At 64.5% G+C, this 16996-nt stretch carries 13 protein-coding genes; 10 read left to right on the top strand and 3 right to left on the bottom strand.

Features of this window, described 5'->3' with window-relative positions:
- Nucleotides 1-156: 156 nt before the first annotated feature.
- From IAE39_RS12540 to pdeM, 8 genes are all read left to right on the top strand, one after another.
- Nucleotides 157-1497: an aminotransferase-like domain-containing protein gene (locus tag IAE39_RS12540; protein ID WP_201202781.1), complete on the top strand. Its 1341-nt coding sequence runs from the start codon at nt 157-159 to the stop codon at nt 1495-1497.
- A 103-nt stretch (nt 1498-1600) separates the two neighbouring features.
- Entirely contained in the window at nt 1601-4042 is a 2442-nt protein-coding gene (locus IAE39_RS12535) for a penicillin acylase family protein (protein ID WP_201202779.1), read from the top strand.
- Between the two features lie 103 nt (nt 4043-4145).
- On the top strand, nt 4146-4484 hold the full coding sequence (locus IAE39_RS12530) for a hypothetical protein (protein ID WP_201202778.1): 339 nt from the start codon (nt 4146-4148) through the stop codon (nt 4482-4484).
- A gap of 101 nt (nt 4485-4585) precedes the next feature.
- Nucleotides 4586-5602: a ligase-associated DNA damage response exonuclease gene (locus IAE39_RS12525; protein WP_201202776.1), complete on the top strand. Its 1017-nt coding sequence runs from the start codon at nt 4586-4588 to the stop codon at nt 5600-5602.
- Nucleotides 5599-7257, top strand: a complete 1659-nt coding sequence (locus tag IAE39_RS12520) for an ATP-dependent DNA ligase (protein WP_201202774.1) — start codon at nt 5599-5601, stop codon at nt 7255-7257. The genes IAE39_RS12525 and IAE39_RS12520 overlap by 4 nt, the downstream gene beginning before the upstream one ends.
- A gap of 223 nt (nt 7258-7480) precedes the next feature.
- Nucleotides 7481-8596, top strand: coding sequence for a succinylglutamate desuccinylase/aspartoacylase family protein (locus tag IAE39_RS12515; protein ID WP_201202772.1), 1116 nt, complete (start codon nt 7481-7483; stop codon nt 8594-8596).
- A 67-nt stretch (nt 8597-8663) separates the two neighbouring features.
- Nucleotides 8664-11114 (top strand): ligase-associated DNA damage response DEXH box helicase, encoded by a 2451-nt coding sequence (locus IAE39_RS12510; protein WP_201202770.1) that lies wholly within the window; start codon nt 8664-8666, stop codon nt 11112-11114.
- A 165-nt stretch (nt 11115-11279) separates the two neighbouring features.
- A complete protein-coding gene (gene pdeM / locus IAE39_RS12505; RefSeq protein ID WP_201202768.1) occupies nt 11280-11930 on the top strand; it encodes a ligase-associated DNA damage response endonuclease PdeM in 651 nt (216 codons plus the stop codon).
- Nucleotides 11931-11936: 6 nt separating this feature from the next.
- On the opposite strand, the gene IAE39_RS12500 is transcribed toward pdeM, so the two are convergent.
- Both IAE39_RS12500 and dcd read right to left on the bottom strand, forming a co-directional pair.
- Nucleotides 11937-12164 carry a hypothetical protein gene (locus IAE39_RS12500; protein ID WP_201202766.1) on the bottom strand — a complete coding sequence of 76 codons (228 nt, stop codon included), beginning with the start codon at nt 12162-12164 and terminating at the stop codon, nt 11937-11939.
- 93 nt (nt 12165-12257) lie between these two features.
- A complete protein-coding gene (dcd, locus tag IAE39_RS12495; protein WP_003258001.1) occupies nt 12258-12824 on the bottom strand; it encodes a dCTP deaminase in 567 nt (188 codons plus the stop codon).
- A gap of 327 nt (nt 12825-13151) precedes the next feature.
- Between dcd and IAE39_RS12490 the strand changes: the two genes are divergently transcribed.
- The gene (locus tag IAE39_RS12490; protein ID WP_003254922.1) at nt 13152-13361 is read left to right on the top strand and encodes a cold-shock protein; all 210 of its coding nucleotides are present in this window, start codon (nt 13152-13154) and stop codon (nt 13359-13361) included.
- A gap of 180 nt (nt 13362-13541) precedes the next feature.
- On the opposite strand, the gene apbC is transcribed toward IAE39_RS12490, so the two are convergent.
- Nucleotides 13542-14636, bottom strand: coding sequence for an iron-sulfur cluster carrier protein ApbC (gene apbC / locus IAE39_RS12485; RefSeq protein ID WP_201202764.1), 1095 nt, complete (start codon nt 14634-14636; stop codon nt 13542-13544).
- Nucleotides 14637-14793: 157 nt separating this feature from the next.
- Here apbC and metG point away from each other — a divergent pair, with 157 nt between their 5' ends.
- Complete coding sequence (gene metG / locus IAE39_RS12480) at nt 14794-16833, top strand: methionine--tRNA ligase (RefSeq protein ID WP_201202762.1); 2040 nt, start codon at nt 14794-14796, stop codon at nt 16831-16833.
- Nucleotides 16834-16996 lie beyond the last annotated feature (163 nt).

Below are 16996 nucleotides of genomic sequence, written 5' to 3'. Positions count from 1 at the left end.
TGTCTGGTTTGCACAGACGCTAAAAGTGCTGCCTTTGCTGGCAGCCGAAAGTTCCGACAAGGGGATAGTGGCAGGTAATGGCCATTTGCAAACGAACAGTCGACAAGCATTTCCGTTAACTGTTAGGCTTTTTTTTCTAACGGTTTGAGACCTGCCATGAGCACCTGCAGCCTTCATCAACTGCTCAAGCAACGCCTGGATGCAGGTGAGTGGTTGCCTGGGCAACGCATGCCTTCCATCCGCAAGCTGACGGCTGCAGTCGATTTCAGTTACCACGACGTGGTGTCGACCTATGCCCAACTGGTCAGCGAAGGGGTGCTGACAGCTTCACCCGGGCGCGGCTACTTCGTCGCCACCCGCAGCCGGCAAGCAAGCGTGATCCACGAACCCGAGTGCATGGCGGGCGACCCGCTGTTCCGGCTGCTGCAGGGCGGCCAGCACTACACCAAACTGGGCAGTGGCTGGCTGCCACCGGCGTGGCGCGACACCGAACTACTGGCCAAGGCGATTCGGCGCACGGCGCGGCTGGAGCAAAGCTCGCTGGCGGAGTACGGCGATATCCAGGGCTATCTGCCCATGCGCAAACAGCTGTGTGTGCACATGAAACGGCTGACCCGGGTTGAAGCCCGCCCCAACCAGCTGCTGACCACGCTGGGCGCCACCCAAGGCCTGGACCTGGTTGCACGGTTACTGATCAAGCCGGGCGACCACGTGTTTGTCGACGAGCCGGGCAATGGCAACCTGATCAAGCTGATCCAGCTGGCCGGTGGCCACGTGGTGGGCATCCGGCGCACTCAGGACGGGCCGGACGTGGAAGAAATGCGCAACTACCTGGCCAGGCACAAGGTCAGGGCGTTCTTCTGCAACAGCACCTTTCACAACCCGACCGGCAGCAACATCAGCCCGCACAATGCCTTCAGTGTGCTGCGCCTGGCGGTGGAACATGAATTCTACGTGGTCGAGGACGATGTGTATGGCGACTTCAGCCCGGCCGTGCGCCAGACCTTTGCCGAGCTGGACAACCTGGACCGGGTCATCTACATCGGCAGCTTCTCCAAATGCCTGTCGGCCTCGCTGCGCGTGGGGTTCATTGCCTGCTCGCAAGACCTGATCGAACCGCTGACCCGCCTGAAACTGCTGACGTGCGTTGCCGTCCCGGCGTTCTGCGAGCGCTTCGTCAATACCATATTGTCGGATGGCACCTATGCCCGGCACATGAAGGATGTGCAGCAGCGCCTGATTCGCCAGCAAGTGCAGACCCAGCGCTTGTTGCTGGAACGCGGCTGGCAGTTCGAGATTGCGCCACAGGGGGGTATGTTCCTGTGGGTCTACCACCCGGACCTGCCCGACCTGCACCCCTTGATACGCAAACTGGAGCAACACAAGATCCTGCTGATGCCCGGTTCTGCATTTGCGGTTACCCGTGACTACCGGCGCTACGCTCGTATCAACTGCACGCATTTTTCCGACACCCTGGCCGACCATTTCGACGTTTGACCTGCCGCAGGTAAATAAACCGACCTGGGACCTTGCATGGCGCCTGCGCGCTTACTACCTTAGCGCCTTTCCACACCAGCCTCGCCTTGCAGGAGCCCTTGTCATGGCCGCCCCCGCCTTTCCTCCCTTCCGCCCGCGGTTCGTAACCGCTGCCACGCTGCTCGGCATGCTCGGGCTGGCCGGCTGCCAGACGGGCGGCTACCAGGACAGCGTGCCACCGACCAGCGGCGTACAGCCGCTCAAGGGCCTGGCGCAGAACGTTTCGGTACGGCGCAACGCCATGGGGGCACCGCTGATCGAAAGCAGCAGCTTCCATGACGCGCTGTTCAGCCTGGGCTATGTGCACGCCGGCGACCGCATCGAGCAGATGCTGGCCATGCGCCTGCTGGCCCAGGGTCGCCTGGCCGAGTTGGCCGGCAGCGAAGCGCTGGACATCGACCGCCTGATGCGTGCCGCCAACCTCAAGCAGAGTGCCGCCCAGCAGTACGCCGACGCCTCGCCACGGCTCAAGCGCTTCTTTGAAGTGTACGCGCGCGGGGTCAACGCCTACCTGTTCCGCTACCGCGACAAGTTGCCAGCCGACCTGGCCAACAGTGGCTATCGCCCGGAGTACTGGAAGCCTGAAGACTCGGCGCTGGTCTTCTGCCTGTACGCGTTCAGCCAGTCGGTGAACCTGCAGGAAGAACTCAGCGCACTGACCCTGGCGCAAAAGGCCGGCAGCGACAAGCTGGCCTGGCTGCTGCCCGGCGCCCCGGATGAGCCATTGGCTGAAAGCGAAGTGGACAAGCTCAAGGGCCTGAACCTGGCCAGCCAGTTACCGGGGCTGCCTGCCCTGGCGGCTGCCAGCCAGAAGCTGGCCGACCTCAACCTGCTCGGCAGCCCGGGTTCGGCCAACCTGGCACTGGGCCCGCAACGCAGCCGCAGCGGCAAGAGCCTGCTGGCCAGCGACAGCCGCGCCGCCTGGGCCCTGAGCCCGGTACAGATCCATACCAGCAAGTACCAGGTTGCCGGCCTGTCATTACCCGGCCTGCCGATCGTGCTGGCCGGCTACAACGGTAAACTGGCCTGGAGCAGCAGCGCGGTCATGGCCGACAATCAGGACCTGTTCCTCGAACAACTGCGCCGCCAGGGCAGCCAGCTGAGCTACCTGGCAGACGGCAAATGGCTGCCCGCCCGTGCCCGTAGCGAAACCTTCTTCGTGCGTGGCCAGCGGCCACTGCGTGAAGTGATGTATGACACTCGCCACGGCACCCTGTTGGCCCAGCCCGACAACGCCAGCCTGGGCCTGGCACTGAACCTGCCGCAGTTCAAGGGCGACCGCAGCCTGGATGCACTGTTCGACCTGACCCGCGCCAGCAACCTGGAGCGGGCCTTCGACAGCACCCGTGAAGTGACCGCTGCAGCCCTTAATTTCGTGTTCGCCGAGCCCGAGCACATCGGCTGGCAAGTCAGTGGCCGCTACCCCAACCGCCGCGAAGGCCAGGGCCTGCTGCCCTCGCCGGGCTGGGACGGGCGCTATGACTGGGACGGCTATGCCGACCCGATGCTGCACCCGTACGACCAGGACCCACCCGCCGGCTGGATCGGCCACGCCAACCAGCGCAGCCAGCCGCGTGGTTACGGCATGCAGCTGTCCAGCAGCTGGTATTACCCCGAGCGCGCCGAGCGCCTGGCCCAGCTGGCCGGCAATGGCCGCCATGACAGCCGCAGCCTGATGGCCCTGCAGAACGACCAGGTGACCCTGCTGGCCGACAAGCTAAAGCAGATGTTCGACGCCCCCGGCATGGCCCAGCCGCTGCAGCAGGCAATCGATGCCCTGCCAGCCGCACAGCGCGACAAGGCCCGTGAGGCACTGGCCCGGCTCAAGGCGTTCGATGGCCGCCTAAGCCCGGTGTCGGCGGATGCCGCACTGTACGAGCTGTTCCTGCAGGAAGTGGCGCGGCAGACCTTCCTCGATGACTTGGGCCCGGAGTCCGGCCCAGCCTGGCAGGCCTTTGTCAGCAATGCGCAGTTGTCGTTCTCGGCACAGGCCGATCACCTGCTGGGGCGCGATGACAGCCCGTTCTGGGATGACCGCAACACCCCGCAGAAAGAAGACAAGCCGGCCATCCTCGCCCGCAGCCTGGCTGGCGCAATGAATGCCGGCACCGCCCAGCTGGGCGCTGACCGCCGCGCCTGGCAGTGGGGCAAGCTGCACCAGTACCGCTGGCCAGCACCGGCCTACCATGGCCTGGGCGATGCCCTCAGCCGTTCGCCGCTCGCCGCAGGTGGCGACTTCACCACCCTGGCCCTGACGCCGTACGCCTGGGGCAGTAATTTCGACACCCACCTGCCGGCCTCGGCGCGGATGATCGTCGACTTCGGCCAGGCCGAACCGCTGCAGGTCCTGACCAGCAGCGGCCAGTCCGGCAACCCGGCCAGCGCGCATTACAGCGACGGGCTGGATGCCTGGTTCAAAGGCCGCTTCATGAGCCTGCCGCTGCAACAGCAGAACTTTGGGCGCGCGTATGGCAACCAGCGGCTCACCCTGACCCCGGGCCGCTAGCGGCTGGCCTTCCCTCTGCCGGGTGGCCGGGCCACTGAATAAGCTCCTCGTCCCGCACTCGTCACCCCGACGAGTGCGACCCTCAAGACAAAGGAGCACTACCATGGCTACCGAAACTCTGAAAATCGAAATTTCCTGGCCCGCCAGCATCGAAGTGCCGGAAGGTGCCACCGTCAACGCGCAGGTCTGGGTTGGCACTGAAACTGCCGATTACCGCATGATCAGCGACGGTGACATCTGCGCACCTGCCGCTACTTCGCCAGCCACCCTGGAACTGACCTACGACAGCGAAGACCTGCAGTCCGATTCGGCCACTGCGTGGAATTACCTGCGCACCTCCCCCTACCTGATGCACAACGGCAAGCGCCTCAACATCGCGCGCCTGGCCAAAGTGAGCATCGAAGAAGCCAGGCAGTCGGGCTGGAAAATTGCCATTTCCTGATGCAAGCCCCGGCAGCCCCTCGCAGGGCTGCCTCCAGCGATTCGAACTTCCTGGCAACTGCCGCGCTCTGAGCTAACAAGCCCTCCGCCAGACGTTGTGCCATGGACCTCGTAATCGCCCGCCCCGAAGGCCTGTACTGCCCGCCTGGTGATTTCTATATCGACCCGTGGCGGCCCGTGGAGCGCGCCGTGATCACCCATGGCCACGGCGACCACGCGCGTACCGGCAACGGCCATTACCTGACCGCCAGCCCCGGCGCCGGGATCCTGCGCAGCCGCCTGGGCCAGGACATCGATTTGCAGACCCTGCCCTACGGCGAGCGCCTGCTGCACCACGGCGTCACCCTTAGCCTGCACCCGGCCGGGCATGTACTGGGCTCGGCGCAGGTGCGCCTGGAGTACCAGGGTGAAGTGTGGGTCGCCTCTGGTGACTACAAGGTAGAGCCCGATGGCACCTGTACGCCCTTCGAACCGGTGCCTTGCCATACATTCATTACCGAATCGACCTTCGGCCTGCCGATTTACCGCTGGCCCAGCCAAAGCGAAATCTTCGCCGGCATCAATGCCTGGTGGCGGGCCAACTGCGAGCAGGGCAAAGCCAGCGTGCTATTCTGCTATGCCTTCGGCAAGGCACAGCGAATTCTGCACGGGCTGGACGCCAGCATCGGCCCGATCCTGGTGCACGGCGCCGTCGAGCCGCTTAACCGGGTTTACCGGGATGCCGGGGTCTACCTGCCGCAAACCCGCTATGCCGGCGACATCCCGCGCAATGACCCCTTGCTGCGCCAGGCGTTGGTGCTGGCCCCGCCGTCGGCGGGCGGCAGTAGCTGGATGCGCCGCTTTGGCGATTACAGCGATGCCTTTGCCAGTGGCTGGATGCTGCTGCGCGGCACCCGCCGACGCCGTGGCGTGGACCGGGGCTTCGTGCTTTCCGACCACGCCGACTGGCCCGGCTTGCTGTGGGCCATCGGCCAGACCGGCGCCGAACGGGTGATGGTCACCCATGGCTCGGTCAACGTGCTGGTGCGCTACCTCAATGAACAAGACCTGGATGCCCGGGCCTTCGTCACCGAGTACGGTGAAGAGGACGACGTGCCGAACACCGAGCCTTCGCCATGAAAGCTTTCGCCGCGTTGTACCTGCGCCTGGACGCGACCACCTCCAGCAACGCCAAGCTCGAAGCGCTACGCGATTACTTCAGCACGGCCCCCGCCGAAGATGCCGCCTGGGCGGTGTACTTCCTGGCCGGCGGGCGCCCGCGCCAATTGGTCCCTACGCGCCTTTTGCGCGAACTGGCCACGGCCCTGGCCGGCCTGCCGGACTGGCTGTTCGAGGAAAGCTACCAGGCCGTGGGCGACCTGGCCGAGACCATTTCGCTGCTGCTGCCGCGGCACGCCGAAGGCAGCGAAGAAGGCCTGGCCACCTGGGTTGAACAACACTTGCTGCCCTTGCGCGGGCTGCCGCCCGAGCAGATCCAGCAGCGCCTGCCAGCGCTCTGGGCACAGCTGGACCGGCCCAGCCTGATGCTGTGCCTGAAGCTGATCACCGGCAGCTTTCGCGTGGGCGTGTCCAAATTGCTGGTCACCCGCGCCTTGGCGCAGCTGGCCGGGCTGGACGCCAAACGCGTGGCCCAGCGCCTGGTCGGCTACACCGATATCAGCCATCGCCCCACGGCCGCCAGCTACCAGAAGCTGATCGCCGCGGAGTCCGCCGATGAGCACAGCCAGCGTGGCGGCCAGCCCTACCCCTTCTTCCTGGCCCACCCGCTGCAGGCGCCAAGCGAGCAGTTCGATGCCTTGCTCGGGCCGCCAAGTGCCTGGCAGATCGAATGGAAGTGGGACGGCATTCGCGCCCAGGTGGTCAAGCGCGAAGGCCAGCTATGGGTGTGGTCGCGTGGCGAGGAACTGGTGACTGACCGTTTCCCCGAACTGCACAGCCTGGCGCAGACGTTGCCCGATGGCGTGGTGCTCGACGGGGAAATTCTGGTGTGGAAACCAGGGAATGCGGGGGCTGAACTGGCCGTACAGCCGTTTGCCTTGCTGCAGCAGCGCATCGGGCGCAAAACGCTGGGCAAAAAGCTGCTGAACGATGCGCCGGTGGTGCTGCAGGCCTACGACCTGCTGGAGTGGCAAGGCGAGGACTGGCGCAGTCGGCCTCAACATGAGCGCCGCAGCCAACTGGAACGCCTGGTGGATGAGCACCCGCTGGCCCCGGTGCTGCTCTCGCCGCTGCTCGAAGGCCCGAACTGGGCCGACCTTGCCCGCCAGCGCGAGCGGTCGCGCAGCCTGGGCGTCGAAGGCCTGATGCTGAAGCAGCGCGAAGCCCTGTATGGCGTGGGCCGCACCAAGGACATGGGCACCTGGTGGAAATGGAAGATCGACCCGTTCAGCGTCGATGCCGTGCTGATCTATGCCCAACGCGGCCACGGCCGTCGGGCCAGCCTGTACAGCGACTACACCTTCGCCGTGTGGGATGCGCCGGCCGGCACGCCGGGGCGGGCACTGGTGCCCTTTGCCAAGGCCTATTCCGGGCTCAGTGACGAAGAAATGCGCAAGGTCGATGGCATTATCCGCAAGACTACTGTGGAAACCTTTGGCCCGGTGCGCAGCGTGACACCCACACTGGTGTTCGAGTTGGGCTTCGAAGGCATCGCTTTGTCCCGCCGCCACAAGAGCGGTATTGCCGTGCGCTTTCCACGCATGCTGCGCTGGCGGCTGGACAAACCGGTGGAAGAGGCGGATGACCTGGCGACCCTGCAAGCATTGCTGGCCTGAGACAAGTTCGGGAGCGAGTTGGCTTCTTCGCGGGTAAACCCGCTCCCACAGGTCATGCACAAAAGCCTAATCCTGTGTGGTCCCTGTGGGAGCGGGTTTACCCGCGAAGAAGCCAACTCGGTGGCCAAGGCGACACCGATGGAGGCGCAAGACCAAAAACTGTGCTTCTATCTGTGTGCCGACCCGTGTCGCAGACCGTTTTCGCCACGCAGCCAGGACCACCATGCACCATTCAACCCACGACCTGCTCTCACCCGTTCCGGGCATTACCCGCCAACTGCACAGTTTCCACTTCGGCCCCCGCGGTGGCGGCAAGGTCTACATCCAGGCCTCGCTGCACGCCGACGAGCTGCCTGGCATGCTGGTGGCCTGGCACCTCAAGCGCCGCCTGGCAGAACTGGAACAGCAGGGCCGCCTGCAGCGCGAGATCATCCTGGTACCCGTGGCCAACCCGGTTGGCCTGGAACAGGTGCTGCTGGATGCGCCACTGGGGCGCTTCGAGCTGCAAAGCGGCGAGAACTTCAACCGCAATTTCGTCGACCTTTCAGACAGCATTGGCGACCAGATCGAAGAACACCTGAGCCAGGACCCGGTACACAACATTGCCCTGATCCGCGAATACCTGCGCCGGGGGCTGGACGCGCACCCGGCACGCACGCCGCTGCAGGCCCAACGCCTGATTTTGCAACGCCTGGCCTGCGATGCCGACCTGGTGCTGGACCTGCACTGCGACTTCGAAGCGGTCGAGCACCTGTACACCACGCCAGACGCCTGGCCACAGATCGAACCGCTGGCCCGCTACCTGGGCGCCCAGGCCAGCCTGCTTGCCACCGATTCGGGCGGGCAGTCGTTCGATGAATGCTTCAGCCTGGTCTGGTGGCAGTTGCAGCAACGTTTTGGCAAGCGCTTCCCGATCCCGCTGGGCTGCTGCTCGGTCACCGTCGAGTTACGCGGCCAGGCCGACGTCAGCCACGGCCTGGCCAGCAAGGACTGCCAAGCCATCCTCGACTTCCTGACCCATGCAGGCGTTATCGAGGGCACCAGCCCCGCCTTGCCCGCCTTGCCCTACCCGGCCACACCGCTGGCCGCCGTGGAGCCGGTGGCGACCCCCTTGGGCGGGTTGCTGGTGTACCACGCCAAACCCGGCCAGCGCCTGGAGGCCGGCCAGTTGATCGCCGAAGTCATCGACCCGCTCAGCGACCGGGTAACTGCCGTGCATAACAGCCAGCCCGGCCTGTTGTACGCGCGCAGCGTACGGCGCATGGCCACTGCCGGGATGGTCATCGCCCATGTGGCCGGCGACCAGGTTTGCCGCAGCGGCTACCTGCTGGGCAATTGATCCGGTAAAACCATTGCCGGCAGCGGGCGGTCTGTAGAAGCACAGCCTTTGAGGGACTGCCCGCTTTATGCCCCCCTTCACCGACCTCGCCAATGCCTGGTTCGCCAAACGTGGCTGGAAACCTTTCGCCTTCCAGCGCCGCGTATGGGCGGCCGTAGAGCGTGGCGAATCCGGCCTGCTGCATGCCAGCACCGGTGCCGGCAAGACCTACGCGGTATGGCTGGCCGCAATCCGGGCATTCAAGGCCCTGCCTCAGGGGCGCCAGCCTGCGCCGTTGCAGGTGGTGTGGGTTACGCCCATGCGCGCGCTGGCCGCCGACACCGCCCGCGCCTTGCAGGTGCCGCTCGATGAACTGGCGCTGACCTGGAGCGTGGGTGTGCGTAGCGGCGACACCGGCAGTGCCGAGCGCGCCCGGCAAGCCCGGCGCCTGCCCAGCGTGCTGGTCACCACGCCCGAGAGCCTGACCTTGCTGCTGACCCGGGCCCAGGCACACGAGGATTTCGCCACGCTGCGCCTGGTGGTGGTGGACGAATGGCACGAGTTGCTTGGCAACAAACGCGGGGTGCAACTGCAATTGGCCCTTGCCCACCTGCGCCAGTGGCAACCCGGCCTGATGACCTGGGGCCTTTCCGCCACCCTCGGCAACCTGCAGCACGCGCTGGATGTGCTGCTGCCGCAAGGCGGCCAGCTGGTACAGGGCCGGCAGGACAAGGCGCTGCAGGTCGACACCTTGCTGCCGGCAGCGATCGAGCGCTTCCCGTGGGCCGGGCACATGGGCCTGAAAATGCTCGCCCAGGTCAGCCAGGAAGTCGATGCCAGTGCCAGCTGCCTGGTATTCACCAATACCCGTGCCCAAGCCGAACTGTGGTATCAGGCCCTGCTTGAAGCCCGCCCGGACTGGGCCGGGCTGATTGCCTTGCACCATGCCTCGTTGGCCCGGGCTACCCGCGACTGGGTCGAGCGCAGCCTCAAGCAGGGCAGCCTGAAGGCGGTGGTGTGCACCTCCAGCCTGGACCTGGGCGTGGACTTCCTGCCGGTGGAACGGGTGCTGCAAATTGGCTCGGCCAAGGGCATTGCCCGCCTGATGCAACGTGCCGGTCGCTCAGGGCACGCGCCAGGGCGGCGCTCGCGGATCACCCTGGTCCCCACGCACAGCCTGGAGTTGGTGGAAGCCGCAGCGGCTCGCCAGGCACTGCAAGCCGGGCATATTGAAGCGCGCGTCTCACCACGGCTGTGCATGGACGTGCTGGTGCAGCACCTGGTCAGCATGGCCTTGGGCAATGGCTTTCGCCCCGAGCAATTGCTGGCCGAAGTGCGCAGCACCTGGGCTTTTGCCGGGTTGCGCGACAGCCAATGGCAGTGGGCACTGGATTTCGTCTGCCACGGTGGCAGTTCGCTTACTGCCTACCCGGACTACCAGCGCGTTGAACGCCAGGCCGACGGCGTGTACCGCGTGGCCAGCGAACGCCTCGCACGGCGCCACCGCATGGCCATCGGCACCATCGTCAGCGATGCCAACCTGCAATTGAAGTTCTGGAGCAAGGGGGGTGGAGGCAAGACGCTGGGCAGTGTCGAAGAAGCGTTCATCGCCCGCCTGCGGCCAGGCGATACGCTGGTGTTTGCCGGGCGGGTACTGGAGTTGGTGCGGGTAGAGAACATGACTGCCTACGTGCGTCGCAGCACGGCCCGCAAAGCGGCGGTGGCACGCTGGAACGGCGGGCGCATGCCGCTGTCCGGCGAGTTGGCCGATGCCGTGGTGGAGCAACTCGATGCCGCGGCGCATGACCGTTTCGACGGCCCGGAAATGCGCGCGGTGCGACCGTTACTGGCCTTGCAGGCACTGTGGTCGGCCATACCCACCACCGGCACGTTACTGGCCGAGACTTACAAATCCCGTCAGGGCTGGCACTTGTTCCTGTACCCGTTCGCCGGGCGCATGGCCAACCTGGGCTTGGCCAACCTTGTTGCCTGGCGGGTCAGCCGGGAGCAGCCTCTGTCAGTGTCGATTGCCGTCAATGACTACGGGTTCGAGCTGCTCAGCCCTGGCAATGTGGACTGGGCGACGCACTTGCCACGGGCACTGGGCACCGAGCATCTGCTGGAGGATGTGCTGGCCAGCCTGAACGCAGGCGAGATGGCATTGCGACGCTTCCGCGAGATCGCCCAGATTGCCGGGCTGGTGTTTGGTGGCTACCCGGCGGCGCAGAAGAGCACCCGACAGATCCAGGCGTCGAGTGGGCTGTTCTATGAGGTGTTTCGCAAGCACGATGCCGGCAACCTGCTGCTTGGCCAGGCGCGGGATGAGGTGTTGAGCGAGGAGCTGGAGATTGAGCGGCTGCGCCGGCAGCTGCTGGAAATGGCTGGGTTGCGGCTGGATCTGCGCGAGCTGAAACGGCCAGGGCCGCTGGCGTTTGCCTTGCTGGTGGAGGGGATGCGCGAGACGTTGAGTACCGAGAAGCTGGCGGACCGGATTGCGCGGATGGTGGCGGAGCTGGAGCATGCGGCGGGTGGGGGATGACGTGATGCTTTTGGGGTTTTTGGGGCTGCTTTGCAGCCCTTTCGCGACGCAAGGCCGCTCCTACAGGCGACCGCGCATCGCCATGGGTACGCGCGTCCCTGTAGGAGCGGCCTTGCGTCGCGAAAGGGCCGCAAAGCGGCCCCGGATCCAGGGGGTTGAGGCTGCATGAATTACCAGTCCATTGAGCACTGCGGCCAGACGCTCTGGCTGCTCCCTGACAAAGCCATCTACTGGCCCGCCCGCCGCGCACTGCTGGTAGCCGACGTGCACATCGGCAAAGCCGCCAGCTACCGCGCGCTGCACCAACCCGTGCCACGGGGCACCACCGAGGCCACCCTCGCCCGCCTGGATACCCTGCTGGGCCGATATGACTGCGAACAGCTGATCGTGCTGGGCGACTTCCTGCATGCACGCACAGCCAGGGCGCCCGCAACAATGGCCCGATTGCACGCCTGGCGGGAACGGCATGAACACCTGGAAATCGTGCTGATACGCGGCAATCATGATCGCAACGCCGGCGATCCACCCGCCTCGCTCGGTATCGAAGTCAAGGACGAACCGTGGCTGTCAGGCCCGTTTGCCCTGCAGCATGAACCCGCACCTCACCCGACACACCCCGTACTGGCGGGCCATGTGCACCCGGTCTTCGTCCTGCGCGGCAAGGCGCGCCAGCGCTTGCGCCTGCCTTGCTTCCTGATCGATGGGCACGTCAGCCTGCTCCCGGCATTCGGTGAATTCACCGGTGGCTGGGAAATCACCCCCAGCAACACCAGCCAGGTGTACCTGACCGGTGCCGACCGGGTCTGGCCGCTGTAACAGCGCTCAGGCGACAGGCGCGGGAGGTGGCTCGTCCGGCAAGGTCGGCTCGCCGGGCTCCATGGGCGGTGTTTCACCCGGTTGCGGCGGTTGTGGGGTATCGGGACCAGGCTGGTGGGGCACGCCCCCCGCCTGCATCGGCAGCGGGTGCGCCAGCAGTGACCAGGGCAACAACCCGATGTGGTTGGGCTGCAGGCCTGCCAGCTTGGCACTGATTGCGGGATGGAGTTTCATTGGCTGCTCCTGACGGGGCCGATGCGCATCATGCGCACCAGCGTTACTCCGTTGGAGTGCCAAAGGCGCGGGTAATTCCCCGCGCTTGTCGGCTCAGGTACGCGGCAGGGTGACGCCGCGCTGGCCCTGGTACTTGCCGCCGCGGTCCTTGTACGACACTTCACACTCTTCGTCGGACTGCAGGAACAGCATCTGGGCCACGCCTTCGTTGGCGTAGATCTTTGCCGGCAGCGTGGTGGTGTTGGAGAACTCCAGTGTCACGTGGCCCTCCCACTCGGGTTCCAGTGGGGTGACGTTGACGATGATGCCGCAACGGGCGTAGGTGCTCTTGCCCAGGCAGATGGTCAGCACGTCACGCGGAATTCGGAAATACTCGACGGTGCGGGCCAGGGCGAACGAGTTTGGCGGAATGATGCACACGTCGCTCTTGATGTCGACGAAGCTGCCGGCATCGAAGTTTTTCGGGTCGACGGTGGCCGAATTGATATTGGTGAACACCTTGAATTCGTCGGCGCAGCGCACGTCGTAGCCGTAGCTGGAAACGCCGAAGGAGATGACCCGGCTGTCTTGCTCGCCGCGCACCTGCCGCTCGACGAACGGCTCGATCATGCCGTGTTCCTGCGCCATGCGGCGAATCCACTTGTCCGATTTGATGCTCATGGCGGGTGTCCTGAGAGAGTTGCGGGGTAAAAATCGTGCTGCGCATCTTACCGGTCCCGGCGCCCAGGTTAAAGTTCCATGCCACATCCCGCGCCGGGCGGGGGCTGCAGCCGCCGCCGATCCGAATTTGCGTAAAGCGCCTTCAGACCATTGGCAGGTTGCGGAAAGTGGGGTAAGGTGGCGCCACTGTGCTGCACGTGACACCGAGAATCTCTAGTTTGATGCACGATCCTGATCGGCCCATCGCTGAATTTTCTGCTCTCTTTGCGCTCAGTCCCGGGCAGGGTTTTTCCTGACCGTTATCAAATTGTCCAAGGAGACAGAAAAATGTCCAACCGTCAATCCGGTGTTGTTAAGTGGTTCAACGATGAGAAAGGCTACGGCTTCATCACCCCTCAGTCGGGCGACGACCTGTTCGTGCACTTCAAAGCCATCCAAGCTGACGGCTTCAAAACCCTGAAAGAAGGCCAGGCTGTTACTTTCGTCGCTACCCGCGGCCAGAAAGGCATGCAGGCTGAAGAAGTTCAGATCGCCTAAGTCGATCTAGCTTTTTAGCTTTCAAAAAACCCGCCTTCTGGCGGGTTTTTTTATGCCTGACGGAAAAACCGGTGATGACTTCTTCGCGGGTGAACCCGCTCCCACAAGGACTGCACAGGACTTGAAGCTTGTGCTGTACCTGTGGGAGCGGGTTCACCCGCGAAGAAGCCCACGCGAACTTCAGTCCTCGCTGATGGTAATGCTCGGCATCGCCGGCGCCGCAGCTTCCTGCAGCACGATCCGCGCGCCCACCTGGCGGGCCAGTTCCTGATAGACCATGGCAATCTGGCTTTCCGGCTCGGCAATCGCCGTGGGCTTGCCGCTGTCGGCCTGCTCGCGGATCAGCATCGACAGTGGCAGCGATGCCAGCAGATCGACGCCATACTGGCTGGCCAGCTTCTCGCCACCGCCTTCACCGAACAGGTGCTCGGCATGGCCGCAGTTCGAACAGATGTGCACAGCCATGTTCTCGACCACGCCCAGCACCGGGATGTTGACCTTGCGGAACATCTCCACGCCCTTCTTGGCATCCAGCAAGGCCAGGTCCTGCGGCGTGGTAACAATTACCGAACCGGCCACCGGCACCTTCTGCGCCAGGGTCAGCTGGATGTCGCCGGTACCCGGTGGCATGTCGATCACCAGGTAATCCAGGTCATCCCAGGCCGTTTGCGTCACCAGCTGCAGCAGTGCGCCGGAGACCATCGGGCCACGCCAGACCATCGGCGTATTGTCGTCGGTGAGAAACGCCATGGACATGACTTCCACACCATGGGCCTTGATCGGTACGAACCACTTCTGCTCGCGAATCTGCGGGCGGGTGCCTTCAGCGATACCGAACATCACGCCCTGGCTGGGGCCGTAGATATCGGCATCAAGAATACCGACCCGCGCACCTTCGCGGGCCAGCGCCAGGGCCAGGTTGGCTGCGGTGGTCGACTTACCGACGCCGCCCTTGCCCGAGGCCACGGCAATGATGTTCTTGACGTTGGCCATGGCCGGCACCTGGGCCTGGGCCTTGTGCGCCGCCACCACGCAGTCGATCGACACCTGGGCGCCACTGACACCCTCGAGGTTGCCGATGGCGGTCTGCAGCACCTGGGCCCAGCCGTTCTTGAACAGCCCGGCGGCATACCCCAACTGCAACTGCACGTTGACCTGCCCGCCCTGGATATCGATGGCGCGCACACAACCGGCGCTGACCGGGTCCTGGTTCAGGTAGGGGTCGGTGTACTGGCGAAGCACGCCTTCGACGGCGGCACGGGTGACGGCACTCATGGAGACTCCCATTGGCAAACTGAATGTAAAACAGGCGCCTATCCTAACCCGTCAATCGTCAGCAGATGCGCTTGCGGGGTGAAATATCTTCGCCAGCCCTTTATAGTGGCCGATCACCCTCATTTTTACCCCGAGCCAGATAAGTAGCCGAGCCACCATGTCCGAGCCACGTCAGATTCTCGTCACCAGCGCCCTGCCCTATGCCAATGGATCGATCCACCTTGGCCATATGCTGGAGTACATCCAGACGGACATGTGGGTGCGCTTCCAGAAGCTACGCGGCAACCAGTGCATCTACGTCTGCGCCGACGACGCCCACGGTTCGGCCATCATGCTGCGCGCCGAAAAGGAAGGAATCACCCCGGAACAGCTGATCGCCAATGTCCAGGCCGAGCACAGCAGCGACTTCGCCGACTTCCTGGTGGACTTCGACAACTTCCACTCCACCCACAGCGAAGAAAACCGCGAACTGTCGAGCCTGATCTACTCGCGCCTGCGTGATGCCGGACACATTGCCACCCGTTCGGTGACCCAGTACTTCGACCCGGAAAAGGGCATGTTCCTGGCCGACCGCTTCATCAAAGGCACCTGCCCCAAGTGCGCGGCCGAAGACCAGTACGGCGACAACTGCGAAAAATGCGGCGCCACCTACGCGCCTACCGAGCTGAAGAACCCCAAGTCGGCCATCTCCGGTGCCACCCCGGTACTGCGTGATTCGCAGCACTTCTTCTTCAAGCTGCCGGACTTCCAGGCCATGCTGCAGCAGTGGACCCGCAGCGGCACCCTGCAGGATGCGGTCGCCAACAAGCTGGCCGAATGGCTGGACTCGGGCTTGCAAGAGTGGGACATCTCCCGCGACGCGCCGTACTTCGGCTTCGAAATCCCGGGTGAGCCAGGCAAGTACTTCTACGTGTGGCTGGATGCGCCAATCGGCTACATGGCCAGCTTCAAGAACCTTTGCGCCCGCCGTCCGGAGCTGGACTTCGACGCATTCTGGAACGAAGGCTCCAAGGCCGAGCTGTACCACTTCATCGGCAAGGACATCGTCAACTTCCACGCCCTGTTCTGGCCAGCCATGCTCGAAGGCGCCGGCTTCCGCAAGCCGACCGCCGTCAACGTGCACGGCTACCTGACCGTCAACGGCGCGAAGATGTCCAAGTCGCGCGGCACCTTCATCAAGGCCCGCACCTACCTGGACCACCTGCAGCCGGAGTACCTGCGTTACTACTACGCGGCCAAGCTGGGCCGTGGCGTCGACGACCTGGACCTGAACCTGGAAGACTTCGTGCAGAAGGTCAACTCTGACCTGGTGGGCAAAGTGGTCAACATCGCCAGCCGCTGTGCCGGCTTCATCCATAAGGGCAATGAAGGTGTGATGGTAAGCGGTGATGCCGCGCCTGAGCTGACCGAGGCCTTCCTGGCGGCGGCGCCATCCATCGCCGAAGCCTACGAGGGCCGCGACTTCGGCCGTGCCATGCGCGAAATCATGGCCTTGGCCGACCGCGCCAACGCCTGGATCGCCGACAAGGCGCCGTGGTCGCTGGCCAAGCAGGAAGGCAAGCAGGACGAAGTACAGGCCATCTGCGCCCAGGGCATCAACCTGTTCCGCCAGCTGGTGATTTTCCTCAAGCCGGTACTGCCGCTGCTGGCGGCCGACGCCGAGGCCTTCCTCAACGTTGCCCCGCTGACCTGGAACGACCACCAGTCGCGCCTGGAAAACCACCAGCTGAACCCGTTCAAGGCACTGATGAGCCGCATCGAGCCAGCCAAGGTCGAAGCCATGGTCGCCGCCAGTAAAGAAGACCTGCTGGCGGCCGAAGCCAAGGCCCCGGCCGGCAATGGCGAGCTGACCAAGGACCCGCTGTCGGCGGAAATCGAGTTCGACACCTTCGCGGCCGTCGACCTGCGCGTGGCGCTGATCGTCAAGGCCGAAGCCGTACCAGGCGCCGACAAGCTGCTGCAACTGACCCTGGACATTGGTGACGAGCGCCGCAACGTGTTTTCCGGCATCAAGTCGGCCTACCCTGACCCGTCCAAGCTGGAAGGCCGCCTGACCATGATGGTGGCCAACCTCAAGCCACGGAAGATGCGCTTTGGCGTGTCCGAGGGCATGGTCATGGCAGCCGGCCCTGGTGGCGAAGAGATCTACCTGCTGAGCCCGGACAGCGGCGCCAAGCCAGGGCAGCGTATCAAGTAACAGACCTTGCCGGGGGCTGCTCTGCAGCCCTATCGCGACACAAGGCCGCTCCTACAGGGAACCGTGATCCCATGTAGGAGCGGCCTTGTGTCGCGATAGGGCCGCAAAGCGGCCCCAAGGCCCTCAAAGCAAACCCGGACAATCGCCCCGATTCCCGGCTATC

The organism is Pseudomonas sp. S37, from assembly GCF_016658545.1.
Lineage (GTDB): Bacteria > Pseudomonadota > Gammaproteobacteria > Pseudomonadales > Pseudomonadaceae > Aquipseudomonas.
Note: the sequence above shows the minus strand (reverse complement) of the source record. Positions and strands in the feature narration are given on the sequence as shown.

What these genes read in the sequence shown, in the direction of transcription:
- IAE39_RS12540 (WP_201202781.1), top strand. Translation starts at nt 157, where the DNA reads ATGAGCACCTGCAGCCTTCATCAACTGCTCAAGCAACGCCTGGATGCA.
- IAE39_RS12535 (WP_201202779.1), top strand. Translation starts at nt 1,601, where the DNA reads ATGGCCGCCCCCGCCTTTCCTCCCTTCCGCCCGCGGTTCGTAACCGCT.
- IAE39_RS12530 (WP_201202778.1), top strand. Translation starts at nt 4,146, where the DNA reads ATGGCTACCGAAACTCTGAAAATCGAAATTTCCTGGCCCGCCAGCATC.
- IAE39_RS12525 (WP_201202776.1), top strand. Translation starts at nt 4,586, where the DNA reads ATGGACCTCGTAATCGCCCGCCCCGAAGGCCTGTACTGCCCGCCTGGT.
- IAE39_RS12520 (WP_201202774.1), top strand. Translation starts at nt 5,599, where the DNA reads ATGAAAGCTTTCGCCGCGTTGTACCTGCGCCTGGACGCGACCACCTCC.
- IAE39_RS12515 (WP_201202772.1), top strand. Translation starts at nt 7,481, where the DNA reads ATGCACCATTCAACCCACGACCTGCTCTCACCCGTTCCGGGCATTACC.
- IAE39_RS12510 (WP_201202770.1), top strand. Translation starts at nt 8,664, where the DNA reads ATGCCCCCCTTCACCGACCTCGCCAATGCCTGGTTCGCCAAACGTGGC.
- pdeM (WP_201202768.1), top strand. Translation starts at nt 11,280, where the DNA reads ATGAATTACCAGTCCATTGAGCACTGCGGCCAGACGCTCTGGCTGCTC.
- IAE39_RS12500 (WP_201202766.1), bottom strand. Translation starts at nt 12,164, where the DNA reads ATGAAACTCCATCCCGCAATCAGTGCCAAGCTGGCAGGCCTGCAGCCC.
- dcd (WP_003258001.1), bottom strand. Translation starts at nt 12,824, where the DNA reads ATGAGCATCAAATCGGACAAGTGGATTCGCCGCATGGCGCAGGAACAC.
- IAE39_RS12490 (WP_003254922.1), top strand. Translation starts at nt 13,152, where the DNA reads ATGTCCAACCGTCAATCCGGTGTTGTTAAGTGGTTCAACGATGAGAAA.
- apbC (WP_201202764.1), bottom strand. Translation starts at nt 14,636, where the DNA reads ATGAGTGCCGTCACCCGTGCCGCCGTCGAAGGCGTGCTTCGCCAGTAC.
- metG (WP_201202762.1), top strand. Translation starts at nt 14,794, where the DNA reads ATGTCCGAGCCACGTCAGATTCTCGTCACCAGCGCCCTGCCCTATGCC.